Origin of the sequence: Clostridium sp., from assembly GCF_034179595.1 — a bacterium.
Taxonomy (GTDB): Bacteria; Bacillota; Clostridia; order Clostridiales; family Clostridiaceae; genus Clostridium.
In genome coordinates this window covers 1-26713 of record NZ_JAXFPT010000049.1, presented here as the reverse complement: position 1 = coordinate 26713, position 26713 = coordinate 1, and the positions used below count along the sequence as shown (strand labels likewise).

The 26713-nt window shown below is 27.6% G+C and carries 26 protein-coding genes and 1 riboswitch; of the genes, 2 read left to right on the top strand and 24 right to left on the bottom strand.

Annotation, left to right across the window (positions count from 1 at the left end):
• The 5 genes from SPJ33_RS06110 to SPJ33_RS06090 all read right to left on the bottom strand — a co-directional run.
• On the bottom strand, positions 1 to 215 hold a 215-nt coding region (locus tag SPJ33_RS06110), incomplete at its 3' end, for a hypothetical protein (RefSeq protein WP_414627215.1).
• Between the two features lie 125 nt (positions 216 to 340).
• Positions 341 to 1285 carry a siderophore ABC transporter substrate-binding protein gene (locus SPJ33_RS06105; protein WP_321117088.1) on the bottom strand — a complete coding sequence of 315 codons (945 nt, stop codon included), beginning with the start codon at positions 1283 to 1285 and terminating at the stop codon, positions 341 to 343.
• A 15-nt stretch (positions 1286 to 1300) separates the two neighbouring features.
• The gene (locus SPJ33_RS06100; protein ID WP_321117087.1) at positions 1301 to 2056 is read right to left on the bottom strand and encodes an ABC transporter ATP-binding protein; all 756 of its coding nucleotides are present in this window, start codon (positions 2054 to 2056) and stop codon (positions 1301 to 1303) included.
• Positions 2053 to 3006, bottom strand: coding sequence for an iron chelate uptake ABC transporter family permease subunit (locus tag SPJ33_RS06095; RefSeq protein WP_321117086.1), 954 nt, complete (start codon positions 3004 to 3006; stop codon positions 2053 to 2055). Before SPJ33_RS06095 ends, SPJ33_RS06100 begins: the two co-directional genes overlap by 4 nt.
• The gene (locus SPJ33_RS06090) at positions 3006 to 3941 is read right to left on the bottom strand and encodes an ABC transporter permease (protein WP_321117085.1); all 936 of its coding nucleotides are present in this window, start codon (positions 3939 to 3941) and stop codon (positions 3006 to 3008) included. Before SPJ33_RS06090 ends, SPJ33_RS06095 begins: the two co-directional genes overlap by 1 nt.
• Before the next feature lie 202 nt (positions 3942 to 4143).
• Here SPJ33_RS06090 and SPJ33_RS06085 point away from each other — a divergent pair, with 202 nt between their 5' ends.
• On the top strand, positions 4144 to 4986 hold the full coding sequence (locus tag SPJ33_RS06085) for a patatin family protein (protein ID WP_321117084.1): 843 nt from the start codon (positions 4144 to 4146) through the stop codon (positions 4984 to 4986).
• Positions 4987 to 5032: 46 nt separating this feature from the next.
• Here the strand turns inward: SPJ33_RS06085 and SPJ33_RS06080 are convergent, their stop codons facing one another.
• Entirely contained in the window at positions 5033 to 6148 is a 1116-nt protein-coding gene (locus SPJ33_RS06080; protein ID WP_321117083.1) for an NADH:flavin oxidoreductase, read from the bottom strand.
• Between the two features lie 177 nt (positions 6149 to 6325).
• A complete protein-coding gene (gene msrB, locus SPJ33_RS06075; RefSeq protein ID WP_321117082.1) occupies positions 6326 to 6781 on the bottom strand; it encodes a peptide-methionine (R)-S-oxide reductase MsrB in 456 nt (151 codons plus the stop codon).
• Positions 6782 to 6951: 170 nt separating this feature from the next.
• Between msrB and SPJ33_RS06070 the strand changes: the two genes are divergently transcribed.
• Entirely contained in the window at positions 6952 to 7161 is a 210-nt protein-coding gene (locus SPJ33_RS06070) for a cold-shock protein (RefSeq protein WP_321117081.1), read from the top strand.
• Positions 7162 to 7218: 57 nt separating this feature from the next.
• On the opposite strand, the gene SPJ33_RS06065 is transcribed toward SPJ33_RS06070, so the two are convergent.
• The 17 genes from SPJ33_RS06065 to SPJ33_RS05985 all read right to left on the bottom strand — a co-directional run.
• The gene (locus SPJ33_RS06065; protein ID WP_321117080.1) at positions 7219 to 7776 is read right to left on the bottom strand and encodes a hypothetical protein; all 558 of its coding nucleotides are present in this window, start codon (positions 7774 to 7776) and stop codon (positions 7219 to 7221) included.
• Between the two features lie 122 nt (positions 7777 to 7898).
• Positions 7899 to 8828 carry a carbohydrate kinase gene (locus tag SPJ33_RS06060; protein WP_321117079.1) on the bottom strand — a complete coding sequence of 310 codons (930 nt, stop codon included), beginning with the start codon at positions 8826 to 8828 and terminating at the stop codon, positions 7899 to 7901.
• 94 nt (positions 8829 to 8922) lie between these two features.
• Positions 8923 to 10932: a penicillin-binding transpeptidase domain-containing protein gene (locus tag SPJ33_RS06055; RefSeq protein WP_321117078.1), complete on the bottom strand. Its 2010-nt coding sequence runs from the start codon at positions 10930 to 10932 to the stop codon at positions 8923 to 8925.
• A gap of 161 nt (positions 10933 to 11093) precedes the next feature.
• Complete coding sequence (pepT, locus tag SPJ33_RS06050; protein ID WP_321117077.1) at positions 11094 to 12320, bottom strand: peptidase T; 1227 nt, start codon at positions 12318 to 12320, stop codon at positions 11094 to 11096.
• 122 nt (positions 12321 to 12442) lie between these two features.
• Positions 12443 to 14392 (bottom strand): translation factor GTPase family protein, encoded by a 1950-nt coding sequence (locus SPJ33_RS06045; protein ID WP_321117076.1) that lies wholly within the window; start codon positions 14390 to 14392, stop codon positions 12443 to 12445.
• 167 nt (positions 14393 to 14559) lie between these two features.
• Positions 14560 to 15510: an ABC transporter permease gene (locus tag SPJ33_RS06040; protein ID WP_321117075.1), complete on the bottom strand. Its 951-nt coding sequence runs from the start codon at positions 15508 to 15510 to the stop codon at positions 14560 to 14562.
• Positions 15504 to 16628, bottom strand: coding sequence for an ABC transporter permease (locus SPJ33_RS06035; RefSeq protein WP_321117074.1), 1125 nt, complete (start codon positions 16626 to 16628; stop codon positions 15504 to 15506). Before SPJ33_RS06035 ends, SPJ33_RS06040 begins: the two co-directional genes overlap by 7 nt.
• Positions 16618 to 18147 carry an ABC transporter ATP-binding protein gene (locus tag SPJ33_RS06030; RefSeq protein ID WP_321117073.1) on the bottom strand — a complete coding sequence of 510 codons (1530 nt, stop codon included), beginning with the start codon at positions 18145 to 18147 and terminating at the stop codon, positions 16618 to 16620. Before SPJ33_RS06030 ends, SPJ33_RS06035 begins: the two co-directional genes overlap by 11 nt.
• A gap of 74 nt (positions 18148 to 18221) precedes the next feature.
• On the bottom strand, positions 18222 to 19328 hold the full coding sequence (locus SPJ33_RS06025; protein WP_321117072.1) for a BMP family ABC transporter substrate-binding protein: 1107 nt from the start codon (positions 19326 to 19328) through the stop codon (positions 18222 to 18224).
• Between the two features lie 296 nt (positions 19329 to 19624).
• Positions 19625 to 20227 (bottom strand): hypothetical protein, encoded by a 603-nt coding sequence (locus SPJ33_RS06020; protein WP_321117071.1) that lies wholly within the window; start codon positions 20225 to 20227, stop codon positions 19625 to 19627.
• Positions 20228 to 20501: 274 nt separating this feature from the next.
• Complete coding sequence (locus tag SPJ33_RS06015; RefSeq protein ID WP_321117070.1) at positions 20502 to 20984, bottom strand: RNA-binding protein; 483 nt, start codon at positions 20982 to 20984, stop codon at positions 20502 to 20504.
• 124 nt (positions 20985 to 21108) lie between these two features.
• Complete coding sequence (gene deoD, locus SPJ33_RS06010) at positions 21109 to 21825, bottom strand: purine-nucleoside phosphorylase (protein ID WP_321117069.1); 717 nt, start codon at positions 21823 to 21825, stop codon at positions 21109 to 21111.
• A gap of 124 nt (positions 21826 to 21949) precedes the next feature.
• Positions 21950 to 23398: an amino acid permease gene (locus tag SPJ33_RS06005; protein ID WP_321117068.1), complete on the bottom strand. Its 1449-nt coding sequence runs from the start codon at positions 23396 to 23398 to the stop codon at positions 21950 to 21952.
• Positions 23399 to 23507: 109 nt separating this feature from the next.
• A riboswitch (Lysine riboswitch) is annotated at positions 23508 to 23681 on the bottom strand.
• Positions 23682 to 23841: 160 nt separating this feature from the next.
• Complete coding sequence (gene trmB, locus SPJ33_RS06000) at positions 23842 to 24495, bottom strand: tRNA (guanosine(46)-N7)-methyltransferase TrmB (protein WP_321117089.1); 654 nt, start codon at positions 24493 to 24495, stop codon at positions 23842 to 23844.
• A gap of 78 nt (positions 24496 to 24573) precedes the next feature.
• Positions 24574 to 25374 (bottom strand): putative ABC transporter permease, encoded by an 801-nt coding sequence (locus tag SPJ33_RS05995; protein ID WP_321117067.1) that lies wholly within the window; start codon positions 25372 to 25374, stop codon positions 24574 to 24576.
• A gap of 62 nt (positions 25375 to 25436) precedes the next feature.
• Positions 25437 to 26234, bottom strand: coding sequence for a putative ABC transporter permease (locus SPJ33_RS05990; RefSeq protein WP_321117066.1), 798 nt, complete (start codon positions 26232 to 26234; stop codon positions 25437 to 25439).
• Positions 26235 to 26366: 132 nt separating this feature from the next.
• Positions 26367 to 26713: hypothetical protein (locus SPJ33_RS05985; RefSeq protein ID WP_321117065.1), on the bottom strand; the 347-nt coding region annotated here is incomplete at its 5' end.

Genomic DNA, 26713 nt, shown 5'->3' with positions numbered 1-26713 from the left:
AAATTTGAAAATAAATCATTAATACGTGCTTTTTTATTTTTAGCTAAATTCATTGTAAAAGTACAAATACCAACTGAAACTAATCCACCAAGCAACAATCTACTTAATGATGAACACATAAGTACTAAATAAATTAAAAATAATATTATTGCAATTACCCAATTTCCTTTAAGTTGATCTTTAGCTAAACTTTTAACCTCGTATCTACTGATCATCACTACAATTCCTCCTATTTTTATCTTAACATTATACTATATTTATATTTTATTTTTTGTCTTTTTATTTGTTACAAAAATATTCCCTAAAAGATTTAACTTTTTAGGGATATTTAATGTTTCTATTATAAAGCTTTTTCTATTTCATCTAGCATTAATTCTGTAGACATTAATCCACTTCCACCTAAATACCAAACTTGAGTGTCTAAGTAAATTATTTTTCCATCTTTATAAGCTTTAGTCTTTTTTGTTAAGTCATTTTCAACAACATCTTTAGCAGGTTTTTGATTTCCGCCAGCAACAATACCTTTATCGATAACAAATAGATAATCTGGATCTTTTGAAACTAAATATTCATATGAAATGTTTTGTCCGTGCTTTGATACTTCTATCTTTTCATCAGCAGGAGTAAATCCAAACTTATCATACATTATTCCAAATCTTGAACCCTTACCAAATACACTCATTTTTCCTTCATTAACCATTGTAACTAAAGCAGTCTTATTATCAGCATTTATCTTTTTGTTTATTTCTTCTACTCTTTTATTTAAACTATCCATTTTTTCTTTTAATTCGTTTTCTAGACCATATATAGTTCCTATAGCTTTTAAATTTGCTTCTAATGATCCAAAATGATTGCTACCATCTGTACCTAACATAATAGTTGGTGCAATCTTCTTTAATTCTTCATAAAAGCTTTCTTGTCTACCTTCTATTATTATTAAATCTGGATTTAATTCATTTATTTTTTCCATATCAATTTCTTTTAAAGTTCCAACATCAGCATATTTATCATCTTTATACTTACTTAAGTAATTTGTTAAATTTGCTTTTGCAAGTCCAATTGGCTCTTTACCAATTGTATTCATAATATCTAATGAACCATAATCTAAAACAACAACTCTTTCTGGATTTTTAGGAACCTTTGTTTCTCCCTTTCTGTGAGTTATAGTAACCATTTCTTTGCCAGCTAAGGCACTTTCTTTATTTACATTAAGTTTTGATAAAGCAAAAAATCCTCCTAAAGCTATAATAATTGCCCCAACTATTAACCCTATTTTTTTATTCATTGTTATCCTCCTATTTTAAAAATATACACATATTCTTTGATTATTTATTTCAGTTACATTGAAATCCATATCGTAAATTTTGCTTAATTCAGAATTATTAATAACCTCTTCTGACTTGCTATTTTTAACTAGCTTTCCATCTTTAAGAGCTACTATATTATCTGAATAACATGAAGCAAAGTTTATATCATGAAGTACAATAACTATTGTCTTTCCTAAATCATTTACCATTTTTCTAAGTAATTTCATCATCTCTACAGAATGCTTCATATCTAAATTATTTAAAGGTTCATCTAAAAGTATATAATCAGTATTTTGAGCTATAATCATTGCAATATAAGCTCTTTGTCTTTGACCACCACTTAATTCATCTAAATATTTATCTTTAATATCCGTAAGGCTCATATACTCGATTGCATCACAGACAAACTTTTCATCTTCCTTTGTAAGCTTTCCTTCACAATATGGAAATCTACCAAAAGAAACAAGTTCTTTTATAGTTAATTTGATGTTTATATTATTGCTTTGTCTTAGTATAGATATCTTCTTTGAAAGTTCTTTAGAGTCCCACTTTCTAATTTCTTTTCCTTCTATAAAAACTTCTCCAGAGTCCATATCCATAAGTCTAGATATCATAGATAAAACTGTACTTTTACCTGCACCATTTGGTCCTATAAAAGATGTTATTTTACCTTTTTGTATATTAAATGAAACATTATCGCAAACTTTTTTATTTCCGTAAGTTTTTACTAAATTCTTTATTTCTATCATACCTTGCTCTCCTTTAATAAAAGATATATAAAGTAAATTCCTCCAACGAAATTGATTATGATTGATATAGTTGTATTAAATGTAAATAATCTTTCTACTAACACTTGTCCACTTACTAAAGCTATAATACTTATTAAGCTACTTCCAATAAGTAAAGTGCTGTGCCTAAATGTATTAAACATTTGATAAGTTAAATTTACAACTAATATTCCAAGGAATGTTATTGGTCCAACTAATGCAGTAGATACTGCAACTAATGTAGTTACTATTAAAAGAATTTTTTTAGTTAATTTATCATAATCAATCCCTAAATTTATTGCTTGATCTCTTCCAAGTGACATAACATCTAGCTTTTTTACATCGTCATAGATAAAAGCAAATATTAAAAGTACTATTACAATTGATATAAATAGTATTTTTGTATTTATTGAACTAAATGATGCAAATAATCTACTTTGAAGTGTTTCATATTCATTAGGATCTATAAGAAGTTGCATAAATGTTGACATACTTCTAAACAAGCCTCCAAGTATAGTTCCTACTAATAAAATAATCATTATATTTTGATTTTTCTTCTTAAACAATAAATTAAAAAGTATAAATGAAAATCCAATCATCAAGATACCTGAAACTAAGAAATTCATTGTATTATTTGTCATCATTATAGAACTAGCTCCAAATGTAAAAACAGTTATAGTTTGTACAAATCCATATAATGAATCTAAGCCTATAATACTTGGTGTTATTATTCTATTATTTGTTACAGTTTGGAAAAGTATTGAAGAGATTGATACTGCTCCACCTGCTAATATAATTGCTATAACCTTCGGTATTCTTTTATTTAAATTGTAATTAAAGTTTTGTTCATTTAATCCCCAAAATAAATAAAACAATACAGCTACTATTGACACTAAAGTTAAAATCATTAATTTTTTTTTGTTACTTTTCATTACTTATTCCTCCTAAGTATTAAATAAAGGAATATAACTCCACCTATAACTCCAACTGTAAGGTCAATTGGAATTTCATAAGGAAATATCACTATTCTACTAATCACATCACAAGCTAATACAAAGATTGATCCTAATAGTGCAACCTTTGGCATATTTTTAGCTAAATTATCACCTTGCATAATTGAAACAATATTAGGCACTATAAGCCCTACAAAAGGAACACTTCCTACTGTAATTATTACTAATGCAGATATTAATGCTACTATCCCTAGACCTATATTAGTTACTTTTTTATAATTTAATCCAAGATTTGTAGACATCTCTTCCCCCATACCTACTAATGTAAATTTATGTACGTATGTAAAAGCTAATATAACCATAGGTATACTTAAAAATAACATTTCATAATTCCCTTTTATGATGCTTGAGAAATTTCCTTGTAAGAATGAACCCATATTTTGAACTAAGTTAAATTTAAATGCAAAGAAATCAGTTATAGAGCCTATTACGTTTCCAACCATTATTCCTACTAGCGGAATAAATATAGTATTTTTAGCTTTAACTTTTTTTAATATAGTCATAAATATGAAAGTTCCAAGTAAAGAAAAGATAAATGCTAAGATCATCTTTTGAGTCATAGTTACTGATTCAAATGATATTATTGAGATTAGTACTCCAAGTTTTGCTGAATCTATAGTTGCAGCAGTTGTAGGTGATACAAATTTATTATTACTTATTTGTTGCATTATAACTCCACAAATGCTCATACCGCACCCAGCTACTAAAATACTAATAAGTCTTGGTACTCTGCTTATGAGTAAGATATGTAATTCTTCTTGTCCCATACTAAATATATTTATATCAGCTACTCCAATGAATAACGAAATTATCGATAATATTAGTGTAACTATAATTAAGTATCTATTTTTCATAAAATCCCCCACTTCTTGAAAATGATAACTCTTATCATTTAGCACATATATAATAATATCTTACTATTTTTTTCCCGTCAATATTTTATTAACATTTTGTTAAAAATTTTTTAATATATTTTCTTATCTATTTGCGATTTATAATTTTAAGTTATATAATTTTTATATAAATTTTAATTTTTTTAAATTATAAGGAGGAATTATGCCTAGTTTAATATTAGAAGGTGGTACATTTAGGCCAATATTTACTGCTGGGATATTAGATGCCCTTTTAGATAACAATATTATGTTTCCATATTGTATTGGAGTTTCCGCTGGAATAAGTAACGCATTTTCATACTTTTCTAATCAAAAAGGAAGAAATCTTGAAATAATACAAAACTACAGAAATGATAAAAGATACTTAGGTTTTAGGAATTTCTTGAAACACAAAAGTCTATTTGGATTAGATTTTGTTTTTGATGAAATTCCAAATAAGTTACTTCCTTATGACATGGATGCACTTAAAAAATATGATGGAAAAGTGTTAGTCGGTGTAACTAATGCAAAAAGCGGTAAAACAGAATACTTAGATGGCAAGAAATTAGATGCAAAAAATACTATGCTTAGAGCTACTTGTGCAATTCCAATAGTTTTTCCTGCTATAAAACTTAATAACAATTACTATTATGATGGAGGGATTTGCGATCCAATTCCAATAAGAAAAGCTATTGAAGACGGAAATGAAAAACATCTAATCGTATTAACAAGACCTGAAAGTTATAGAAAAACACTTAGTCGTGGAAGCAAAATAGCTTCTAAATTAATCGGAAGAAAATATTCAAATTTAAAAAATGCATTTCTTACAAGACATAAAATGTATAATGAAACAGTTAGATTCTGTGAACAATTAGAAAGAGAAGGCAAAGCAATAATATTAAGACCAAGAGAAGATCAAGCTATAGATAGTTTTGAAAAAGACGTTAATGTATTAAGACAAGCTTACAACAATGGTTATAACATGGCAATTGAAAGATTAGATGATATAAAAAGTTTATTTACCTAAAAATTATATACATAATAAAAGAGGACATTTTTTATGTCCTCTTTTATTACTTTTTATCTCTTATATTAAGTATACATCTTTTACCTTCTGTAGTATAACATTGATTACAAGATACACATTTTGGTTTCTTTAAATCTCCACTTGCCCAAATATTTACTAAGTCTGGTTCTGCAGTTAGAGGCCTTGCTAATGAGAAATATTCTATTTTAGTATTATTTAATATATCTTCCATAACATCTACATGTCTATTTCCACCTATTAATATAACTGGAATATCTACTTCATCTGCAAGCTTTGCTGCATAATCTTTAAAATATGATTCATTATCTTTTGACATTACAACCTTTGTTCTTGATGCTGCTAAGTTATTTTCAACAACTTCTTTTATAGAGCCGTTTCCCCCACTTACTTCTATAGCATCTATACCAAGATTAGCTAATTTTTTAGCAACATAAAGACTATCTTCTTGAGTTAATCCACCTTCACTTACATAATCTGCTGAATTTATCTTTATAAGAACTGGGAAATCATCTCCAACCTTTTCTCTTATAGCTTCATATATTTCAAATACTATTCTTCCTCTATTTTCTATATTTCCACCATATTCATCAGTTCTTTTATTAAAATAAGGTGATAAGAATTGGCTTAAAAGATATCCATGTGCACAGTGTATTTCTACTCCATCAAATCCAGCTTTCTTTACTCTTAAAGCAGCATCTGCATGTGCTTTTATTAAAGTTTTAATATCTTCTTTTGTCATTTCCTTAGCCCAAGTTTTATTTACTTCATCTTGCATAGTTGAAGGACCCCATATAGTTCTTTCTCCAACATTAAATCTAGTCATAAAACCACCATATGCTATTTGCATTATTATGTTTGCCCCATGTTTATGTATCATATCTGTAAATTCTTTATATTCATCTATAAATGAATCATTATATATTCCAAGCATACCTGGATTTGGTTGTTCATTTTCAGTTACGAATGCATATCCTGTTATTATAGTTCCAACTCCACCTTTTGCTAGTTCCTCATATATATCAGATAATTCTTTAGTCATGTGCCCTTTTTCATCAGCTAATCCTTCCCATAAAGCACCTCTAAAAATCCTATTTTTCATATTCATATTTAATAATTTAGTATTATCAAAAATTGATTTCATCTTAAAGCATCTCCTAAAAACTTAATTCAAAAACTATATAAATAAATATAAAGTGTTATTTAATATTTTACAAGTACTCACTTTTTTGTAAGTATAGCTTATTATTATTTTAATTAATAAAATTAAATAATAAATTATATTTAGAATTAAGGGCAGATAAAATTATCCGCCCTTAATTTATTCTTTATCTTCTAATAAATTTAGATATTCTCCATAGCCTTGCTGTTCCATATCTTCTTTTCTTATGAACCTTAAAGCTGCTGAATTTATACAATATCTAAGCCCGCCTAATTCTTTTGGACCATCACAAAAAACATGACCTAAATGAGAGTCAGAATCTTTTGCTCTAACTTCTATTCTATCCATATTAAAACTAGTATCTCTTTTTTCTTTTATTAAGCTCCTACTAATAGGTTTAGAAAATGCTGGCCATCCACAACCTGATTCAAATTTGTCTGTGGATAAAAATAGTGGTTCTCCACTTGTTATATCAACATATATTCCTTCTCTAAAATTATCCCAGTAATCATTTCCAAATGGTGGCTCTGTACCATTTTCTTGAGTTACTTTATATTGTAAATCTGATAATTCTTCCTTCAATTGTTTTTTACTTAATTTTTTATACTTATTCATTTTTCCCCCTCATAGCATTTGGTATTTATTCATAGTTTATACCTTTATCTAAATCTATATTCATACATTATATATTTTATATACTAAATATATTATTCCTCTATTTTAGGTGTAAAATCAATAGAATTTGTAAATAATAAATAAGAAATATAAATTAAGGAGAGAATTTTATGGCTACTATAACAGGCGTTGTTAAATGGTTTAATCAAGAAAAGGGATATGGATTTATTTCTTGTGATGATGGCAATGATGTTTTCGTTCATTTTTCAAATGTAAAGGAAGAAGGAAACAACAAAGATCTTCATGAAGGAGAAAATGTTTCATTTGATATAACTGAAGGTCAAAAAGGCCCTATGGCTATAAATGTTCACAAGATTTAATCTTAAATTTAAAAACACTACCTCATTTTAAGGTAGTGTTTTTTATATAACACTTAATTAAGAAATTATATCATTTATATATTCTTTAATAAGCATTCCAAATTCTCCACTTTTATCTACTATCTTGGCATTATAAATATTATAATCATCTTCAATTAATTCAACCATATCTAAGTTTAACTTGCCATTTTTTATATATAAAGCTAAACCATAAGAACATTCTATTGAAAATTTCATATCACCTGTATTTATAAGCTTTTCTTCGCATTTATAATCATGGAAGTTTTCAGATGATTCTTCATAGCATTCTCCTTCTGCTATTCTATATTGTATTCCATTAATAAATCTAAAGTATGTAACATTTTCATCGCAGATTCCACCAAGCATCAAAAATAAACCGTATTCTTCTTTTTTAACAAATTCAATCAAATTATCCTTATATAAATCTTCTTTTATCTTATTTTCTATTTTAAAGCTCTTTAAATCTATTATATCAATTAAATCTATCAATTTTTCATTTTTAAGTGATTTATATATATTCTTTAAATCCATCTCATATTTTTCTAATAAATTTTCTATTTTTTCGTTTGATAAATCTAGAATAATCTTATCCATATAATAAAACTCCTCTAATTAATTTTTAATTATTAAATTTAAAACTTCCTTAGTATAACATAGTTTTTTATTAAAATCTATAAAAAAGAATTGTTACATTACAGTAACAATTCTTTTTAATCTTATAAATCTTTTTCTGTTGGTATAGAATCTATAGCTCCATAATTAGTGCAAGTTATTGCTCCAACCTTATTTCCATAAGCTATTATTTCTCTCCACTTATCAAAGTCTATTTCTTTTTTATTTTCTATTTCTGATATTCTTTTAAGAACTCCACCTACAAAAGCATCTCCTGCTCCTGTTGAATCTACTTGTTTAATCTTAATTGATGGTATTACTTCAACATTATTTCCATCGCTTATAAGAGTTCCTTCTGCTCCTAAAGTTACAGCAACAAATTTAGCTCCAAATTCATGTAACTTTTTAACACCTTCTTTTATATCATCTTCTTTAGTTATTAATTTAATTTCTTCATCACTAACCTTTATAAAATCTGCATATTTTATAAAGCTCTTGCAATCTTCAACAAACTTATCTAAATCTTGTATTAACATATCTCTATAATTTGGGTCAAATGATATAAATATGTTGTTTTCTTTTGCATGTTCTAATAATTTAAAATAAGTATTCTTTAATTCTCCATCTAAGAATCCTGTTGCTGAACCAAAATGTATTATATCATTATTATTGATTTTTTCTAAATCTATATTATCAAATGAATACTTTCCATCACTACCTCTATGGAATTCAAAATCTCTTTCTCCATTTTCATCAATGGCAACAAAAGCTAGTGTAGTATATCCATCCATTTTAGTCATTTCTGTGTTTATATCTAATGACTTTAGCATATCTACTAAGAATCTTCCAAAAGAATCATCTCCAACTTGACCTAAAAAGTATGCTTCTCCACCAAGTTTACAAACTGCTGCTGAAACATTTGCTGGCGCACCACCTGCTTTTTTCTCAAAATTAACTCCACTTTTAAGTCCTGTTCCTATATCTTTACCTATAAAATCAATTAATAATTCACCTATACAAAATACCTTATTCATAGTATCTCACCTCTTCCATTTTATCATTTTCTAGTCTTAAAATAAATTCTTTTTTATAATACCACTTATTTGGCATTATATCTATATTTAAACGTTATTTTAAATAATCTTCTAATACTTTCTTAACTATAGGTGTAACTGCATGAGAACCACCTTGATCTTTTACATCTTCTAAAATCATTGATATTGCAATTTTTGAATTCTTTGTATCTACTGCTACAAACCAACCATTTTCTTTTCCACTTTCATCATTTTGATTTTCTTTTATTTCTGCTGTTCCTGTTTTTCCTGCAAGACTTATTCCAGGTATTTTAACATCTGTTGCTGTACCTCCATCACTATTAATTGGTGCTTCAAAAGCTTCTATTAAATTCTTTATATACTTAGAATTTATAGCACCTCTTTTCCAAACTTTAGCTTCTTTATTTATGCTTGTAACTAATCTTGGCTCCATTATGTCTCCATTATTTCCAAGAGTACTATATGCTAATGCTATATTTAATGGAGTAACCATTATCTGTCCTTGTCCATATCCACTATCTGCTAATGATATATCATTTTTTATTTCTCCATCATTAGATATTTGCGAATTCTCCATAGGATACTCAAAATTCATCTTATCTCCAATACCAAATCTTTTAGCCGTTTCTATAAATTTAGAAGCTCCAACATCTAATGCAACTTGTGCAAAATAGATATTATCTGAATATTTAACAGCATCAATTAAATTTATAGGACTACCTGTATCTTTTACTCTTGTTATTTTATAGTCTCCCCAAGTGCTATCTTTTTGCCATGTAGTTCCTTTAATATCTTTAGTTTTATTTAAATCTATAACTCCATTTTCTAAGCCACTAGTTGCTGTTATTAATTTAAATGTTGATCCTGGAGAATAAGTTTTGTTAAATCTATTTTCTTGTACTTCATAATTTGTATCTTCTAATTCTTTCTTTTGAGTTTTAGTCATATATGTTGTATACATATTTGAATCATAAGAAGGTGAACTAACCATAGCAAGAACTTCTCCAGTTTTAGGATTAACTGCAGTTGATGCTCCTTTTTGACCTTTCATTTCATCATATATTTTAGATTGAAGCTTTGGATCTATAGAAATCTTAATATCTTTTCCATTTTGAGGTTCACTCTTTGCAATTGATATTTTTTCATTTCCTCTTTCTATATATATTTCTCCACCATTTTTCTTTCTTAATGTATCTTCATATACTTGCTCTAAGCCACTTTTACCAATTACACTAGTTGAAGTATATCCCTTATCCTTCATTTTTTCTAATTCTTCAGCTGTTATTGATCCTATATATCCTAAAAGTCTCCCAAATGCTTCTCCTCCATTATAGATTCTTGAAGTTGTAGTTTGAATTATTATACCTTCAGATTCACGATTTTCTAGTTTTTTAACCTTTTCATCTGTAGGAAGTATTTTTACAATTTCAACAAAGTTTCCTGGATTTTTATTTGCGTCTAATTTTTGTTTTATATTATCTTCGCTTATATCAAGAATTTTTGCAATTTCACTTATCTTTTTATCTTTATCTTCTTTGTCAAATACCATTGGATGAATTCCTATAACATAAGCTGTCCCATCTTCAGCTAAAGCTTTTTCATTTCTATCTAAAATTTTACCTCTAGTTGCTAAAAGAGTTTGAACCCTTACCTTATCCCCTTCAAGCATTTGAGGTAATATTAAATTATCATTCCATTCAATTTTATAATTTTTATCTTCCTTTACCAAATTTACTTTAAAATCTTTTAGTTCTACCTTACCTGCCATAGTGTCCATAGTTAACGCAAATGGTATAGATATACTATCATCATTTTTTTCTATTTCATCTTGCTCAATAACTATATTGCTTGCTCCCATAGCGCTATAAATATTATTTAATCTATAAATAAATTCTTCTTCTGTAATTTTGCTTTTAGAATCAGTACAAAGCATTTCATATATTGCTTTATAATCTTTTTCTATTAATTTTTGCTTATAATCATTAAATACATTCTTTGCCTTATCAGTAGTTCCACAACCAACTGAAAATATAGCAATTCCTAAAATCATAATTAATAGCATTACTTTTTTATAAATCTTCATTCTTCCTTCTCCATTCTTATATTCTCATAAATTATACCATATAGTATTATATATAACAAATATGTAAAACAGATATAAGCTATTAAAAATAATTTTGTTTTAATGATTATCTAATAAAAAAGAAGTAAGATTAGATTCTAATCTTACTTCTTTTTTTAAAATTATTTTTCTGAATATAATTTAACTATATTTATTATTGTTTCAACAGCCTTTTTCATTGATTCTATTGCTATATATTCATATCTTCCATGGAAGTTTTCTCCACCAGTAAAGATGTTTGGTGTTGGAAGTCCCATAAATGATAATCTGGCTCCATCAGTACCACCTCTTATAGGTTGTATTTTAGGAACTATATCAGCCATTTCCATAGCCTTCTTTGCAGTATCAACTATGTGCATTACTGGTTCAATCTTTTCTTTCATGTTTCTATATTGTTCTTTTATTTCCACACTAATGATATCACCATATTTAGCATTTAACTTTTCTGCTATATCTTCAAATTGTTGTTTTTTCTTTTCAAATCCTTCTTCAAAGAAATCTCTTATTATAAATGACATTTGTGTATTTTCTACACTTCCTTCTATACCTAAAAGGAATGAAAAACCTTCATAGCCTTCTGTCTTTTCTGGCACTTCATCTTGTGGAAGAAGACTTACAAATTCATGTGCAACTAATATTGAATTGATCATCTTTCCTTTTGCACTACCTGGGTGAACATTTTTACCCTTTATATTAACTTTAGCTGATGCAGCATTAAAGTTTTCAAATTCTAATTCACCTAATGGTCCACCATCTAATGTATATGCAAAGTCTGCATCAAAGGCTTTAACATTAAAATGATCAGCTCCTTCTCCTATTTCTTCATCAGGAGTAAAGCAAATCTTTATGTCTCCATGTTTTATATCTGGATTATTTATTAAATATTCCATTGCAGTTATTATTTCTGAAATACCTGCTTTATCATCTGCCCCTAAAAGTGTTGTTCCATCTGTTGTTATAAGAGTTTTTCCTACATAATTTTTTAATTCTGGTAATTCATTTGGATCTAATTTTATATTAAGTTCTTTATTTAATACAATTACATTACCATCATAGTTTTTTACGATTTGAGGATTAACATTCTTTCCGCTCATATCTGGAGCTGTATCCATATGAGATATAAAACCTATAGTTGGTATGTCTTTTTTATCTGAATTACCTTTAAGTGTTGCATAAACATATCCAAATTCATCAACATGAACATCAGAAAGTCCAATTTCTTTAAGTTCTTTTTCTAAAATTCTTCCAAGTTCTAATTGTCCTTTTGTACTTGGAGTAGTTCTTGTTGTTTCATCTGATTTAGTATCAACCTTTACATATTCTAAAAATCTTTCATCGACTTTTTTCATAATTTAAGCCCCTTTCAAATTTAAATATATCTTATTATACAACTTTATAACTTTATATACCAAAATTTCTATAATTATTTTAATTTTATTCATATTTATATTTTTATTATAAGTAATTTTATTTACTTTAAACAATGCATATATTCTCTAGCATTTTTTCCTTCTACTAAATAAGATTGTCCTTTTGAACAAAAGATTGAAGTACTTGTATACTCAATATCTGCATTTTTATCGTAATTTTTTTCTTTTATTATTTCCTCTTCATTATGACAAATATCATATCCATCAAATAATAAGCTAAGACTACCTTTTCCTTTTGTAAAACTTACAAATTCTAATGGATAATTCATAAATTCCTTTACAGGACCTCTCCCTTTAACAATTACTTTATCCTCATAATTTACAGGCTCTTCAAATTCACCATTCATCTTTTGAATATCTGATAAAACTCTTCCTATATAATCCATACTTACATCAATCTTAAATTTATAATATGGCTCAAGTAATATACAATTTGCAGATTCTAAGCCTTGTCTTAATGCTCTTTTAGTTGATTCTCTAAAATCTCCACCACTTGTATGCTTATTGTGTGCTCTTCCTGTAAGTAATGTTATTTTAAGATCAGTAATTGGACTTCCTGTAAGTATTCCTCTATGTTCTTTTTCAAATATATGAGTTTTTATAAGATTTTGATTTCCAATACTTAAATCATCAACATGACATTTATTTTCAAAGATTATGCCACTTCCTCTTTTACCTTCTTCTATCTTCAAGTGAACTTCTGAATAATGACCTAATGGCTCAAAATGACCACACCCTAAAGCTTCTCCTTTTATAGTTTCTTTATATAAGATTTCTGGATTTCCAAAATCTATATCTAGATTAAATCTATCAAGTAAAACTTCTTTTAAAACCTCAAGCTGAATCTTTCCCATTATACTTATATGCATCTCTTTTAAAGCTTCATCCCAAACTACATTTAAACTATCATCTTCACTTTCTAAGATTTTAAATACTTTTAATACATCATTATAATTAAGCTTTTCATCATATATAACTTTTGCTTTTAATGTTGGAATCATTTCATAATTAAAATGATCATCTATACCAATTGACATACCTGATTTAAGATTTTCTATTCCAATTACACCAAAAACATCACCAGCTAATACTTCATCTATAGCATTAAACTTATTTCCATTATATATTCTTATTCCATTTATCTTTTCACTTATATCTTCATTATTTAAATTAAAGTTAAGTTCATCTTTAGTTTTAAGCTTTCCACTAAGCGCTTTTATAAATGTAACTCTGTTACCTTTATCATCATACCTTACCTTAAATACTCTTCCTGTGAATTTATCTTCGCTTTTATAATCTGTAATAGTAAGTAAATTAAATGCATCTAAAAATTCTAAAATTCCTATATCTAATAATGCAGAACCTTTAAAGCATGGAAAAATTTTATTATTTTTTATTAATTCTTTTAGTTTTATTATCCATAAATCTTTACTTACTTCATCTTCTAAATAAAGATTTAAAAGTTCATCGTCTTTCTCTGCTATAAATTCTTTATCTTCTTCATTTATTTCGTTAGTTATATCAGAATCTATATATAATAAATCTTTAGTTAAATTAATTCTTATTTCATTTAAAATTTTATCTATATCTGCACCTGTTCTATCAACCTTATTTATAAATATAAACGTTGGAATATTATTTTTTCTAAGCATATTCCATATAGTTTCTGTATGCCCTCTAACCCCTTCTACAGCGCTAACTATAAGTATTGCATAATCTAATATAGACATAGCTCTTTCCATTTCTGGTGAAAAATCTACGTGTCCTGGGGTATCAACTAAATAATATGTTGAATCTTTATAATCAAATTTTGCAATATCTGAAAATACTGTTATTCCACGCTCTTTTTCAATTTTATGACTATCTAAAAATGAATCTTTATGATCTACTCTTCCTCTACTTCTAATGCTATTAGTATGATAAAGTAATTGCTCTGAAAATGTAGTTTTTCCTGAATCTACATGAGCAAATATCCCTATAGTTTTTTTCATATTTATACTCCTTATCTATAACTTTTACAAAAAAATCTTATATCAAAATATTTAAATGCTTATAATTGTATTAATTATATCATCTCTTTATTTTTATTTAAAAACAATAGCTTTAAATAATATAAAAAGAGCCATAAAATATCTTATGACTCTTTTTATATTATTTATTATCTTTTACCCTTATCAAATATCTCTCCAACAGCTTTTGGTGCTCTTGAGCTCTTTGAGAATATTATTAATGCTATTAATGTCATTACATATGGGAATGTCTTTAATATTACTGGTGGGAATGATGCAAGTTCTGGTATAACTTGTGAAACATTAGCTATAGTACTTGCAAACCCAAAGAAGAATGTTGCTCCTAATATTCCAAACGGATTCCATTGTCCAAATATTAAAGCTGCAAGTGCTAAGAATCCAAGTCCTCCAACATCACCATTAAATTCTCCTGCATAAGTTGCAATTATTATTGCTCCTCCAAGTGCTGAAAATGCCCCAGATACCATAACGCCTATATATCTCATCTTATAAACATTTATTCCAGCTGCATCTGCTGCTTGTGGATGTTCACCGCATGCTCTAAGTCTCATTCCAAATGGAGTTTTATAAAGCATAAATGTTGCTACTATAAGTATTACTAAAACAAGCCATGTTGATGCATAAGTCTTTGTAAAGAATAGCTCACCTATTACTGGTATTTTACTTAATACTGGTATATCCTCTGGTATAAATCCTTGCATTATTCTTATATTACCACTACCTGTAATATTTCTAGCTAAAAATACAGTAAGTGCACCTGCTATCATATTTATCGCAGTACCACTTATTATTTGATTTGCATTTAAATTAATGCTTGCAAATGCATGTAATAGAGAAAATATTATTCCAGCTATAGTTGCAACTAAAAGTCCAATCCATATTGGTAAATTACCATCTAATTTATCTTGAAGCGTAACTATTGTAAAAGCTCCGATAAATGATCCAACTATCATAAGACCATCAAGTCCTATATTTGTTACACCACTTCTTTCACTATAAAGTGCTCCAAGTGCTGTTATTAAAAGTGGTATTGTAAATGCAATTGCATAGGGAAATAATTGCTGTAATGTTTCTAGCATACTCCTTCACCTTCCCTTTCATTAATTTTATCATCTACCATAGTTATTTTATTATTATCTACCATAGTTATAAGTTCTTTTTGTTTTTTCTTAACTTTCATTTTAGTTATTAATCTTTCTATTATAACGCTAGTTGCTGCAAAATAGATTATTGTTGCCATAATAGTGTTTGCAATCTCTGGTGGAATTTCTGTCATAGCACTCATAAATCCACTTCCTGTATATAATAAACCAAAGAATAATGCTGCAAATAAAACTCCAATTGGTGAATTTGCACCAAGTAATGAAACTGCTACTCCGTCAAATCCTTGGTTTGGAAGTACACCTATTTGAATAATATTTGTATTTCCAGCAAATTCAACAGCACCTGCAAGACCTGCAAGTCCACCTGAAATCATCATTGCAAGAATAATGTTTTTATTTACAGGTATTCCTGCATATTCAGCTGCATCTCTATTTAATCCAACAGCTTTAAGTTCATAACCTAAAGTTGTTTTATTTAATATAAATCCAACCACAATTATAGCTACTATCGCTAGGATTATTCCTAAATTTATATATGATCCGTCAAATAATTTTGAAAGCCATTCTAATTTAAATAAAGCTACATCTTTAAGAGGTCTTGATTCTGTTTCATATTGCCCTTTAAAATACTTTGGTATCATATAATAAACAAACCAATATACTGTCCAGTTCATCATAATTGTTGATACAACCTCATGAACATTAAATCTAGCCTTTAATATACCTGGAACTGTTGCAATTAAAGCTCCTCCAAGTATACCTGCAATTATCATTAACATTAAAAGTAATGGTCTTGGCATATCAACTGTTAATCCTACAGCTGTTGCACAAAATCCACCAAATAACATTTGTCCAGGAGATCCAATATTAAAAAGTCCTGTTTTAAAAGCAAATGCTACAGATAAACCAGTAAGTATTAAAGGTGTAGCTGTTGCTATAGTATTACCAATTCTCTCTACATTTTTAAGTCCACCTTGGAATAAGTATGTAAATCCTTCTATAGGATTGCTATTTATTGCAAGCATAAGTAATCCACCTGTTAAAAGACCTAAAATGATTGCTAATATAGATACTAGCCCTTTATTAGTTTTCATTCTTTTTACCTCCTTTAACTCCAGCCATCATTAATCCAATTTCATTTTCATCTGTCTCTTTAGTATTTACAATTCCAATAAGCTCTCCACCATTTACAACTGCAATTCTGTCAGAAAGATTTAAAACTTCATCAAGTTCTAATGAAACAAGAAGAACTGCTTTTCCTTTATCTCTTTGTTCTACTAATCTTTTATGAATATATTCAATTGAACCAACGTCAAGCCCTCTAGTTGGTTGAACTGCTATTAATAAATCAGGATTTAATTCTATTTCACGCCCAATAATAGCCTTTTGTTGATTACCTCCTGATAATCCTCTAGCTTTTGATATTGCACCTTCTCCAGATCTTACATCAAATTCTTTTAATATTTTTTCTGCATGTTTTCTTATTGCAAGTTTATTAAGTATTCCCTTTTTGGAAAAAGGCTTTTTATTGTAAACTTCTATTATCATATTTTCTTCTAAAGTATAGTCTAATACAAGCCCTCTCTTATGTCTGTCTTCTGGTATATGTGCTATTCCCTTATCAATTCTTTTTCTAGTTTTTTCTTTTGTTATATCTTCTCCTTTATATATAACACTTCCACTTTCTACTTTTCTAAGACCTGTAATAGCTTCTACTAATTCTGTTTGTCCATTTCCTTCAACACCAGCAATTCCAAGGATTTCTCCTCCTCTTAAAGATAATGACAAATTCTTAAGGCCTAATACTTTCTTATTATTTTTAACTGAAATATTTTCAACTCTTAATACTTCACTCTTTAAATTTGCTTCTTTTTTTTCTACTTTAAAAGATACATCTCTTCCAACCATCATTTTAGCCATTTGAGCTTCTGTAGTATCTTTAGTATCAACTGTACCTATATACTTACCTTTTCTTATTACTGTACATCTATCTGATACTTCTTTTATCTCTTTTAACTTATGAGTTATTAAAATAATTGATTTTCCCTCTTTTGTTAATCCCTTGATTATTTTAATTAAATCATCTATTTCCTGAGGGGTTAAAACTGCTGTTGGTTCATCAAGTATTAATATATCTGCATTTTTATAAAGCATCTTTAATATTTCAACTCTCTGTTGCATACCAACAGAAATGTCCTCTATCTTTGCATATGGATCTACATTTAATCCATAACTTTTTGAAAGTTCTTCTATTTTTTTAGCTGCACTTTTTATATCTACAACTAACCCTTTTTTAGGCTCACATCCTAAAATTATGTTTTCTGTTACTGTAAAATTTTCAACTAATTTAAAATGTTGATGTACCATACCTATGCCTAAATCATTTGCCTTGTTAGGATTTGTAATTTTAACTTCTTTTCCATTTATCTTAATAGTTCCTCTATCTGGCTGGTACATTCCAAAAAGCATTCCCATAAGTGTTGATTTACCCGCACCATTTTCCCCTAATAATGCGTGTACTTCACCTTTTCTTAATTGAAGATTAATATTATCATTTGCAACAATACCTGGAAATTCTTTTCGAATATTAAGCATTTCTACTGCATATTCCATTTATATCTTCCTCCACAAATTATGTATACTTAAAAGGGGCGATTCATCGCCCCAAGTTTTTTATTTTATAAAATCTACTTAATTAAATCGCCTTTTTCTTGTGAAACTACAAGTTCTCCTGATTTAATTTTTGCAGATACATCATTTGCTGCTTTGATAGCTTCATCACTTAAATTAGGATTTTCTTCTGGTATACCCACACCATCATTTTTAGCATCATATGTTAAAGTCTTTCCACCTTGGAATTTACCATCTAATTCTTCTTTAATCATATCAAAAGTAGCTTTATTTATTTTCTTAACTGCTGAAGTTAATATGATTGATTTTTCTTTTCCATCTTTATCTTTGTATAATCCTTCTGTATATTGGTCAACATCAACACCTACAACCCAAGCTTCTTCGCCTCTTTGCGCTCTAGCTTTTGCTTCTGTAATAGCTCCAGCTCCAGTACCACCTGCTGCTGTAAAGATTACATCAACTCCTCTATCGTACATCTTAGCTGCAATTTGTTGTCCACCTGGTGTATTATTAAATGTTCCTTCATATATAACATCTTCTTTGTTCATAGTAATCTTAGTTCCTAAGTTATCGTTAGCATACTTAACACCTTGTTGGAATCCCCAGTTAAATCTTTGAACTGATGGTATTTCCATTCCACCTATAAATCCAAACTTAGCTTCTTTCATCTGAACTGCTGATGCAACTCCAGCTAAGAATCCTGATTCATGTTCAGCAAAGAATATTGATACAGTATTTTCCTTAACTACTGGTTTAGCATCTTTTTCCCCACTATTTGGAGCTCCATCTATTATTACAAATTTTGCATCTTTATATCTATCTTGTGCTTCAAATATAGCAGTTTCAAATTTAAATCCTGGTGCAACTATAAACTTATTTCCAGCATCATACTGATCACCTATTGATTTTAAATAATCTGCTGTCTTTTCACCTGCTGGTTTTAAGTATTTCTTTGATACTCCAAGTTCTTTTTCAGCTTCAACTATTCCTTCCCAAGAACCTTGGTTAAATGATTTGTCATCAATTGTCCCTGAATCTGTTACCATACCTACTTTTAAATCTGATTTTTTAGTTGATGTACTTTCACTTTCAGTTGATCCACATGCCATTAACCCTGTTGCCATCATTAAAGTTAATGCCATTGCAATGAATTTCTTTTTCATGTTTTTCCCCCCACAAATTTTCTTTTGATAATTCCCTATTAATTGCGCAATATAATAATTAATTTATTATATAATAATTGATTTTTTTCCCAATCTCAATATTTTATTAAATTTTTGTAAATTTCTTATTAACGTATATTTATTTTTGTTAATTTGTCAATATTCGTCATATTTAAGAGGAAATTTATTTTTATAAATTATAATAATTCATCATTTCTTATCTAATAAGATTATTTTTACAATAAAAAAAGAACATCAAATTTGATGTTCTTTTTAATGAAACTATAAATTATATATTACTTTTCTGCTTTCTTTTCAGCTTTTCTTTCTTCTTTCTCAGCCTTTTTTTCAGCCTTTCTTTCTTCTTTTTCTTCTCCTTTTTCTTCTTTTTCAGCTTCCTTTTCAGCTTTTCTTTCTAATTTTTCTTCTTTTCTTTCAGCTCTTTTTTCTTCTCTTTCTTCTTTCTTTTCTTCTCTATTAGCTTTTCTATCTAATTTTCTAAGCCATTTTCTTACTATCTTTTCTTCATGCTTTTTGAAATGTTCGTATTTCTTTACTTCTTTTAAAGATTCTTTTAATTCCTTATCAAGATCTCCAAGGCCTAAATTGTAATCTTGTAATTTTGAATATATTTCTTGTAAAGCTTCAATTTCAGCTCTCTTATCTTTAACACTTTCTAGATTCTTTAATAATTCCTTAAGTTCTTTTTTCTTACCTAAAAGTTCAGGATTACTTCCTTCTTCTGCTAATTCAATTAATTCTTCTAACCTATTTTTTAAATATTTTGATGTTGCTTTTTGAAGTGGTTCTTTTATACCAAAATCTTCTAATACTTCTTCAAATCCTTTCATGTTATCATCTAAAAATATTTCTTCAATTTCTAATTCTATATTTTTCATTACGTATTCCTCCTACTTCTCGTAAGATAAATACTAAGTATTAAACCTTTAGTTTAATACTTAGTATTTTCTTCCCTTCTATAGCTTAATTTTACTTTAAATCTATATATGAAAGTATGACTTTAATCACATTTAAAATTAATAATATATTAATCATGTAACAAAGACTAAAAGTTATATTCTAAGTTGTTAAATATTTAAATCTATTATATATTTTAAAAATTATATGTAAAAAGCCATCTTAACTATAAAAGTTAAAATGGCTTTTATATCCTTATCTTCTATGCCTTCTATGAGATCCTCCATTGTTATACCCATTATTATTTGATGAATTATTCATGTTTTGCATAAACATTTCCATAAGTCTATTTATATCTTGTTGACTCATATTGTTAGGATTAAAATTATTTAAATTCATATTATTAGGATTCATATTTCTATTATTGCCTCTATTATTTTGTCCCATATTTCTATTCATAGAATTCATATTTTGCATAGGATTCATGTTTCCTCCCATGCCATTCATATTTCCAAATAAATTCATCATCATATTCATTAAAGGATTTTGACCTTGCATATTATTCATTTGTGGAGCCATGTTATTTCTCATACCTCCCATAGGGTTCATAGCTCCAAATAGCATATTCATAAGATGATTTGCCCCCATCATAGGTCCTCCCATGCCACCCATTGGATTTCCCATTCCTCCCATTGGATTTCCCATACCTCCAAATATCATATTTAATAATGGATTCATAAATACTGTCCTTTATATATTAATTCTCCCTATAATATATTTTAATTTAACTAAATTTGATACATTTTATGTTTTAATACAAAAAAGTAAAGACTTGTATAAAACTATACAAGTCTTTTTATTATTATGCTAATTCTAATGCAATTTTCATCATATTAGTAAATGCAGTTTGTCTTTCTTCTGCTGTTGTTACTTCACCAGTAAATATGCAATCTGATATTGTTAAAATACATAGTGCATTTACTCCAGCTCTAGCAGCATTTGCATAAAGTCCAGCTGATTCCATTTCAACAGCTAAAACCCCCATCTTTTGCCACTTTCTCATTCCTTCTAAGTTATCATCTCCATAGAATACATCACTTGATAATATATTACCTACATTAACATCTATGCCTAAATTTTTAGCCGAATTTACTGCCTTTTCTAATAATTTATAGCTTGCAGATGGTGCAAATGTTCCTGGTAAATTAAATTGATTTAAATAATTTGAGTCTGTGCATGATGCCATTCCAATTACAATATCATGTAACTTTAAGTTTTCTTGTATAGCTCCTGCAGAACCTATTCTTATAAGATTTTTAACCCCATAAAAATGTATTAATTCATAACTATATATTCCTATTGATGGAATCCCCATTCCAGTTCCTTGTACTGATATTCTTTTTCCCTTATAAGTTCCTGTATATCCATACATACCACGTACAGTATTATATTGAACAGGATTTTCTAAAAATGTTTCTGCTATGTACTTAGCTCTTAATGGATCTCCTGGTAAAAGTACTGTTTCTGCTATATCTCCTACTTTAGCATTATTGTGTGGTGTTGGCACTGATTGTGACATAAATAATCCCTCCCTTTCTTTTATATGACATATTGTAACATATTATAATACTTTAGCAAACATTTTCCTAATTTAAATATAAATCTCTTACTAAACTTAGTAAGAGATTTATAAAAATAATTTATTATATTTCTTCTGTATCTGTTTTTAATCTATGTTCATCTAAATCTACATCATCTAATTTAACTATTTTTGTTTTATATTTTACTTTATAATAAATCCATAAAACAATAAATAGTGGTATTCCTATATAAGATGATATTATGCCCATCCATTCTATTCCTTGTGGAGTTATATAAGAAAATCCTTGACCTATTATAACTATTGTACAAAGTATTAACGCTATTATTGGACCTACTGGGAATAATTTTGCCTTATATGGTAAATTTCCCAAACCTTTTCCTTGATGTACATAAGCTTTTCTAAATCTATAATGACAAATAGCTATTCCAAGCCAAGATATAAATCCTGCAAGTCCTGATGCTGCAACAAGCCAAACATAAACTGAACTTTCTGCAAAAATCCCTGTAATGAAACATGCTGATGCAACTATAGTAGTTAATATTATTGCATTTATAGGAACTCCTCTTTTATTTAACTTAGCAAATACCTTTGGTGCCATATTATCTTTTGCCATAGCATATAACATTCTACTTGATGCATACATTCCTGAATTACCTGCTGATAAAACTGATGTTAAAATAACTGCATTCATTAAAGATGCTGCACCTATAATACCTATCTTTTCAAATACCATTGTAAAAGGACTTGTATTAACTCCTGCTTGTGTTGATGGTATTATTAAACCAATAACAATTATTGTACCTATATAAAATAAAAGTATTCTCCAGAAAACTGTATGTACTGCTTTTGGAATTGTTTTTTCTGGATTTTCTGATTCTCCTGCTGCAATACCTATAAGTTCTGTACCTTGGAATGAGAATCCTGCAATTAAAAATATAGAAAAGATTGATTTAAATCCTCCAACAAATGGTCCTCCATTTGCATATATATTGTTAAGTCTAGAAGAATCACCTTTTATGATTCCAAGTATCATAAGTAACCCAACTACTAAGAATATAATGACTGTAACAACTTTAATTCCTGCAAACCAAAATTCTGATTCCCCATACCCTTTTGCTGATAAAAGATTAAGACCAACAATAATTATTAAGAAAATAGCACTCCAAACTATACCTGGAACATTTGGAAACCAATATTTCATAACAAGTGAACCTGCTACCATTTCTGTAGCAATTGTTATTGCCCAATTGTACCAATAATTCCAACCTAAAGCAAATCCTAGTGCTGGATCAATAAATTTAGTTGCATATACACCAAATGATCCTGATACTGGCATATATGTTGCCATTTCTCCAAGACTAGTTATTAAAAAATATACCATTATTGCAATTATTCCATATGCTACTACAGATCCACCAATTCCTGCTGTATGAATACTATCTCCCATAGCAAGAAATATTCCTGTACCTATAGAGCCACCAAGTGCAATCATATTTAAATGCCTTGTCTTAAGTCCTCTTTTTAATTCATTACTTTCTTCGTTATTCATATTAAATCCTCCTTAGTTTATTGCAAAAATAAAACTCTGAGGAAAATATCACTCAGAGTAATAAGTTTACGTATAAAAAATATACAAATATATAAACTAATTAGAATCTTTGAATGATAGCTCTCCACAACATAATTTGTGACAATCTAATACATATTATGCATTAAATCAGCATATAACCTTAAAGCATCAATTATACACTTCGGCGAATTCACCTTTCCTATTATTTCACAGTGCTTACCTCCATAATAGTACTATTTAACTTCGCGCCTCTACCTCAATTTATTCATTTTTGCTTGTTAAGAGTTATTATGCTATAAAGCATAATAAAATTCAATATAAATTCCACTTCTTTATAAAATTATTAACAATTTTAATTTATAATGCATATTGTTAATATTTTTGTAAAATTTAAAAAACTACCTAAATTTAGGTAGTTTTTCTTATCTTGTAGCTATTAAGAATTTAGTTTTTATTCCTTGTGCAGTAAACATTTCTTCATGTTCTGTTTTTACATTTTCTTTAAAATCACTATTATGAAGATCATATGTTATATATTTTATATTGAATCCACTTTCTTTAAAGTACTCTAAAGACTCTTCAAATAACTCATCATCATCTGTCTTAAACCATATTTCTCCATTATCTGTAAGGAATTTTTTATAGTTTTCTAATTGTCTAGTGTGAGTAAGTCTTCTCTTTTTATGTCTTTCTTTTGGCCATGGATTACAGAAATTAATATATATTCTTTCGATTCTATCTTCTTCTCCAAGAATTTCATCAATTAATAAAATTTCTTGTGCCATAAGCTTAACATTATCTATGTTTTCTCCTAGCTCATTAAAAGCTTTTTCTATATTTCTCTTTGCTAGTACTAAAACCTCGTCTTTTATATCTATAGCTATGTAATTAATATTCTTATTATGTGATGCGTGTACAGCCATAAATGTACCTTTTCCACATCCAAGTTCTAAATAAAGCGGTTGCTTTCTTTTATAAGAATCATTCCACTTTCCCTTTAATTCTTTTGGATTTACTATGAAAAAGTCACATGCTTCTAACTCTGGTCTTGCCCAAGGTTTTTTTCTTAATCTCATATCTAATTTCACTCCATTTTTATCATTATCATTCCTATTATACATATTTTAAATATTATTAACAATAGAAATTAGATGCTACTTATTTATGAAATCTTTAAACTCTTTGAAATTAGTATTATTTTTACTATGCTTAGCATGTGGGAAAGCCTTTAATATTCTTCTATTTTTCTTAGCTTCATTTTTAAGTAAATCTAATTTCATCATAAGTTCATTTAATTTCTTAATATCTTTACCTTTTTTCTTTCTTTCTTGAACTTCAGTTTTTATCTTTTCATATTCAACTTCTGTAAACTCTTTAACTTGAATATTGAATTCTTTAAATCTAGATTTAATATCTTCAAATCTTACTAAGTGATCCTTTAAGTGAAGTAAATGAGCAACTGTAAATGTTAAATCAATCAAAAATATTATAGTTATTATTATTGATAAAGGATATGTTATCTTTGATGGCATACCTCCTATAAATCTTTTAAGCATTGGTTCTAAATACTCCACTATAAAAACAGATAAAAGTCCAAATAAAGTTGAGTTTAAAAGACATACTCTACCATTTATATTGAATATATGATGAGAATAATCCCATAACTTCATATGAAATACCTTTTCTAATATATAAGATGTTATATATTCTAATATAGATGCTAATATCATTCCACAGAAAAATACTTCAATTACATTCAGCTTTAAATCGCCTAAAAATGAATCTTTTCCAAGTAATATGTATACTATAACTGCCCCAAAACCATATATAGGACAAACTGGACCATATAAAAATCCTCTATATGTAAATTTTCTATCTCCTATACCGCAATATATAGTTTCAGCAAGCCATCCTAAAAAACTACATATAGTAAAAAATATTATCAATTGTGACAAAAAAATCACCTCCCATTAAACAATTATATACCTAGAGAGATGATTTTTTTGTAATTCTTCTGTTAATTTTTCTTTTTATTCCAATATTCCGTTATGCTATCTTTTAATTTTTTAAACTGCTCCCCATGAATATTAGATTTCATATCTGGGAATGCTTTAATAATTCTATTTTGTATACTAGATTTAGGTTGCATCTTTTTAAAATTATTATATGCTTCTTCAAATTTAATCTTAAAATTCATTCTATCATTTTTAAGTTTATTAAATACTTTATTGTATTCAATGTCATTTAATTTTTCCATTGAAATTCCTAATCTTTTAAGTTCTAAATTGATCTGATTTATTTTTTCTAACATCTTATTCATATCGATTAATGAACTAACTGTAAAAGCAAAATCAACTGCAAATATAACTATTATTATCAAAGTTAAAATAACTGCATAACTATATGGTATAAGTGAAACCTTTGCTACAACAAATGGTTGTAAAATCTCAATTAAAAATAATGATAAAAGTCCAAATAAAGTTGAATTTAAAACACATATTCTTCCTTTATAATTAAATTTATAGTTTGAATAATCCCACCATTTAAGATGAAAGGCTTTCTCTAATATCACAGCTGTAACATATTCAATAGCTGTAGTTACAATAACAGCCATTATAAAAAGTAATGCTATATTATCTTTAAAACCTTGCAATAGTAAAATTACAAACATAGCACCAAATCCATATACAGGACATACAGGACCATTTAAAAATCCTCTATTTACCCATACCTTATCTATTGCCGCACAATATATACATTCGCATATCCAACCTAATATACTGTAAATTGTAAAATATAGAATTAAATACATCATAATTTCATCAATAATCTCCTTCACTTATTGTTTCATTATAAAATTTATTAATTTTTTCTTAACATATAACTCTATATATGATACACGTTTTAATATCTAAATTCAAACAATACAATGAAAATAAAGGAATTTTTAAGAAATAGAAATTTTGCTAGTCTCTTCTGTAGTTAAATTTCCTTTTGAAACTTTTGATGTTATTGTATAGATATTCTTATCCTTTCTTATAATTATATTATAATTATAAGAATCTAATATTCCTTCTCCATTAACATCTACATCAGCAAAATTACTTCTATTTATTTTGTTTTTGATATACTCCTGACTAATAATCTCTTGATTATTTTTTATTTCTTTAAATTTTTTCTCATTTATCAAATAATATTGTCCAATGCTAATTCCAGACTTTGCTGCTGTTTCTAACATTTCTTTTTCTCTTTCATTTCTATTTAACCTGCTAGTACTTGCTACATAAGAATATA

Coding starts and splice junctions, on each gene's coding strand:
- SPJ33_RS06040 (WP_321117075.1), bottom strand. CDS start 15,510: ATGCTAGAAACATTACAGCAATTATTTCCCTATGCAATTGCATTTACA.
- deoD (WP_321117069.1), bottom strand. CDS start 21,825: ATGTCACAATCAGTGCCAACACCACACAATAATGCTAAAGTAGGAGAT.
- SPJ33_RS06005 (WP_321117068.1), bottom strand. CDS start 23,398: ATGAATAACGAAGAAAGTAATGAATTAAAAAGAGGACTTAAGACAAGG.
- SPJ33_RS06035 (WP_321117074.1), bottom strand. CDS start 16,628: ATGAAAACTAATAAAGGGCTAGTATCTATATTAGCAATCATTTTAGGT.
- SPJ33_RS06095 (WP_321117086.1), bottom strand. CDS start 3,006: ATGAAAAGTAACAAAAAAAAATTAATGATTTTAACTTTAGTGTCAATA.
- SPJ33_RS06085 (WP_321117084.1), top strand. CDS start 4,144: ATGCCTAGTTTAATATTAGAAGGTGGTACATTTAGGCCAATATTTACT.
- pepT (WP_321117077.1), bottom strand. CDS start 12,320: ATGAAAAAAGTCGATGAAAGATTTTTAGAATATGTAAAGGTTGATACT.
- SPJ33_RS06090 (WP_321117085.1), bottom strand. CDS start 3,941: ATGAAAAATAGATACTTAATTATAGTTACACTAATATTATCGATAATT.
- SPJ33_RS05990 (WP_321117066.1), bottom strand. CDS start 26,234: ATGATGTATTTAATTCTATATTTTACAATTTACAGTATATTAGGTTGG.
- SPJ33_RS06020 (WP_321117071.1), bottom strand. CDS start 20,227: ATGAAAAATATAGAATTAGAAATTGAAGAAATATTTTTAGATGATAAC.
- SPJ33_RS06055 (WP_321117078.1), bottom strand. CDS start 10,932: ATGAAGATTTATAAAAAAGTAATGCTATTAATTATGATTTTAGGAATT.
- SPJ33_RS06105 (WP_321117088.1), bottom strand. CDS start 1,285: ATGAATAAAAAAATAGGGTTAATAGTTGGGGCAATTATTATAGCTTTA.
- SPJ33_RS06025 (WP_321117072.1), bottom strand. CDS start 19,328: ATGAAAAAGAAATTCATTGCAATGGCATTAACTTTAATGATGGCAACA.
- SPJ33_RS06060 (WP_321117079.1), bottom strand. CDS start 8,828: ATGAATAAGGTATTTTGTATAGGTGAATTATTAATTGATTTTATAGGT.
- SPJ33_RS06015 (WP_321117070.1), bottom strand. CDS start 20,984: ATGAATCCATTATTAAATATGATATTTGGAGGTATGGGAAATCCAATG.
- SPJ33_RS06100 (WP_321117087.1), bottom strand. CDS start 2,056: ATGATAGAAATAAAGAATTTAGTAAAAACTTACGGAAATAAAAAAGTT.
- SPJ33_RS06080 (WP_321117083.1), bottom strand. CDS start 6,148: ATGAAATCAATTTTTGATAATACTAAATTATTAAATATGAATATGAAA.
- SPJ33_RS06045 (WP_321117076.1), bottom strand. CDS start 14,392: ATGAAAAAAACTATAGGGATATTTGCTCATGTAGATTCAGGAAAAACT.
- msrB (WP_321117082.1), bottom strand. CDS start 6,781: ATGAATAAGTATAAAAAATTAAGTAAAAAACAATTGAAGGAAGAATTA.
- SPJ33_RS06065 (WP_321117080.1), bottom strand. CDS start 7,776: ATGGATAAGATTATTCTAGATTTATCAAACGAAAAAATAGAAAATTTA.
- trmB (WP_321117089.1), bottom strand. CDS start 24,495: ATGAGATTAAGAAAAAAACCTTGGGCAAGACCAGAGTTAGAAGCATGT.
- SPJ33_RS06070 (WP_321117081.1), top strand. CDS start 6,952: ATGGCTACTATAACAGGCGTTGTTAAATGGTTTAATCAAGAAAAGGGA.
- SPJ33_RS06030 (WP_321117073.1), bottom strand. CDS start 18,147: ATGGAATATGCAGTAGAAATGCTTAATATTCGAAAAGAATTTCCAGGT.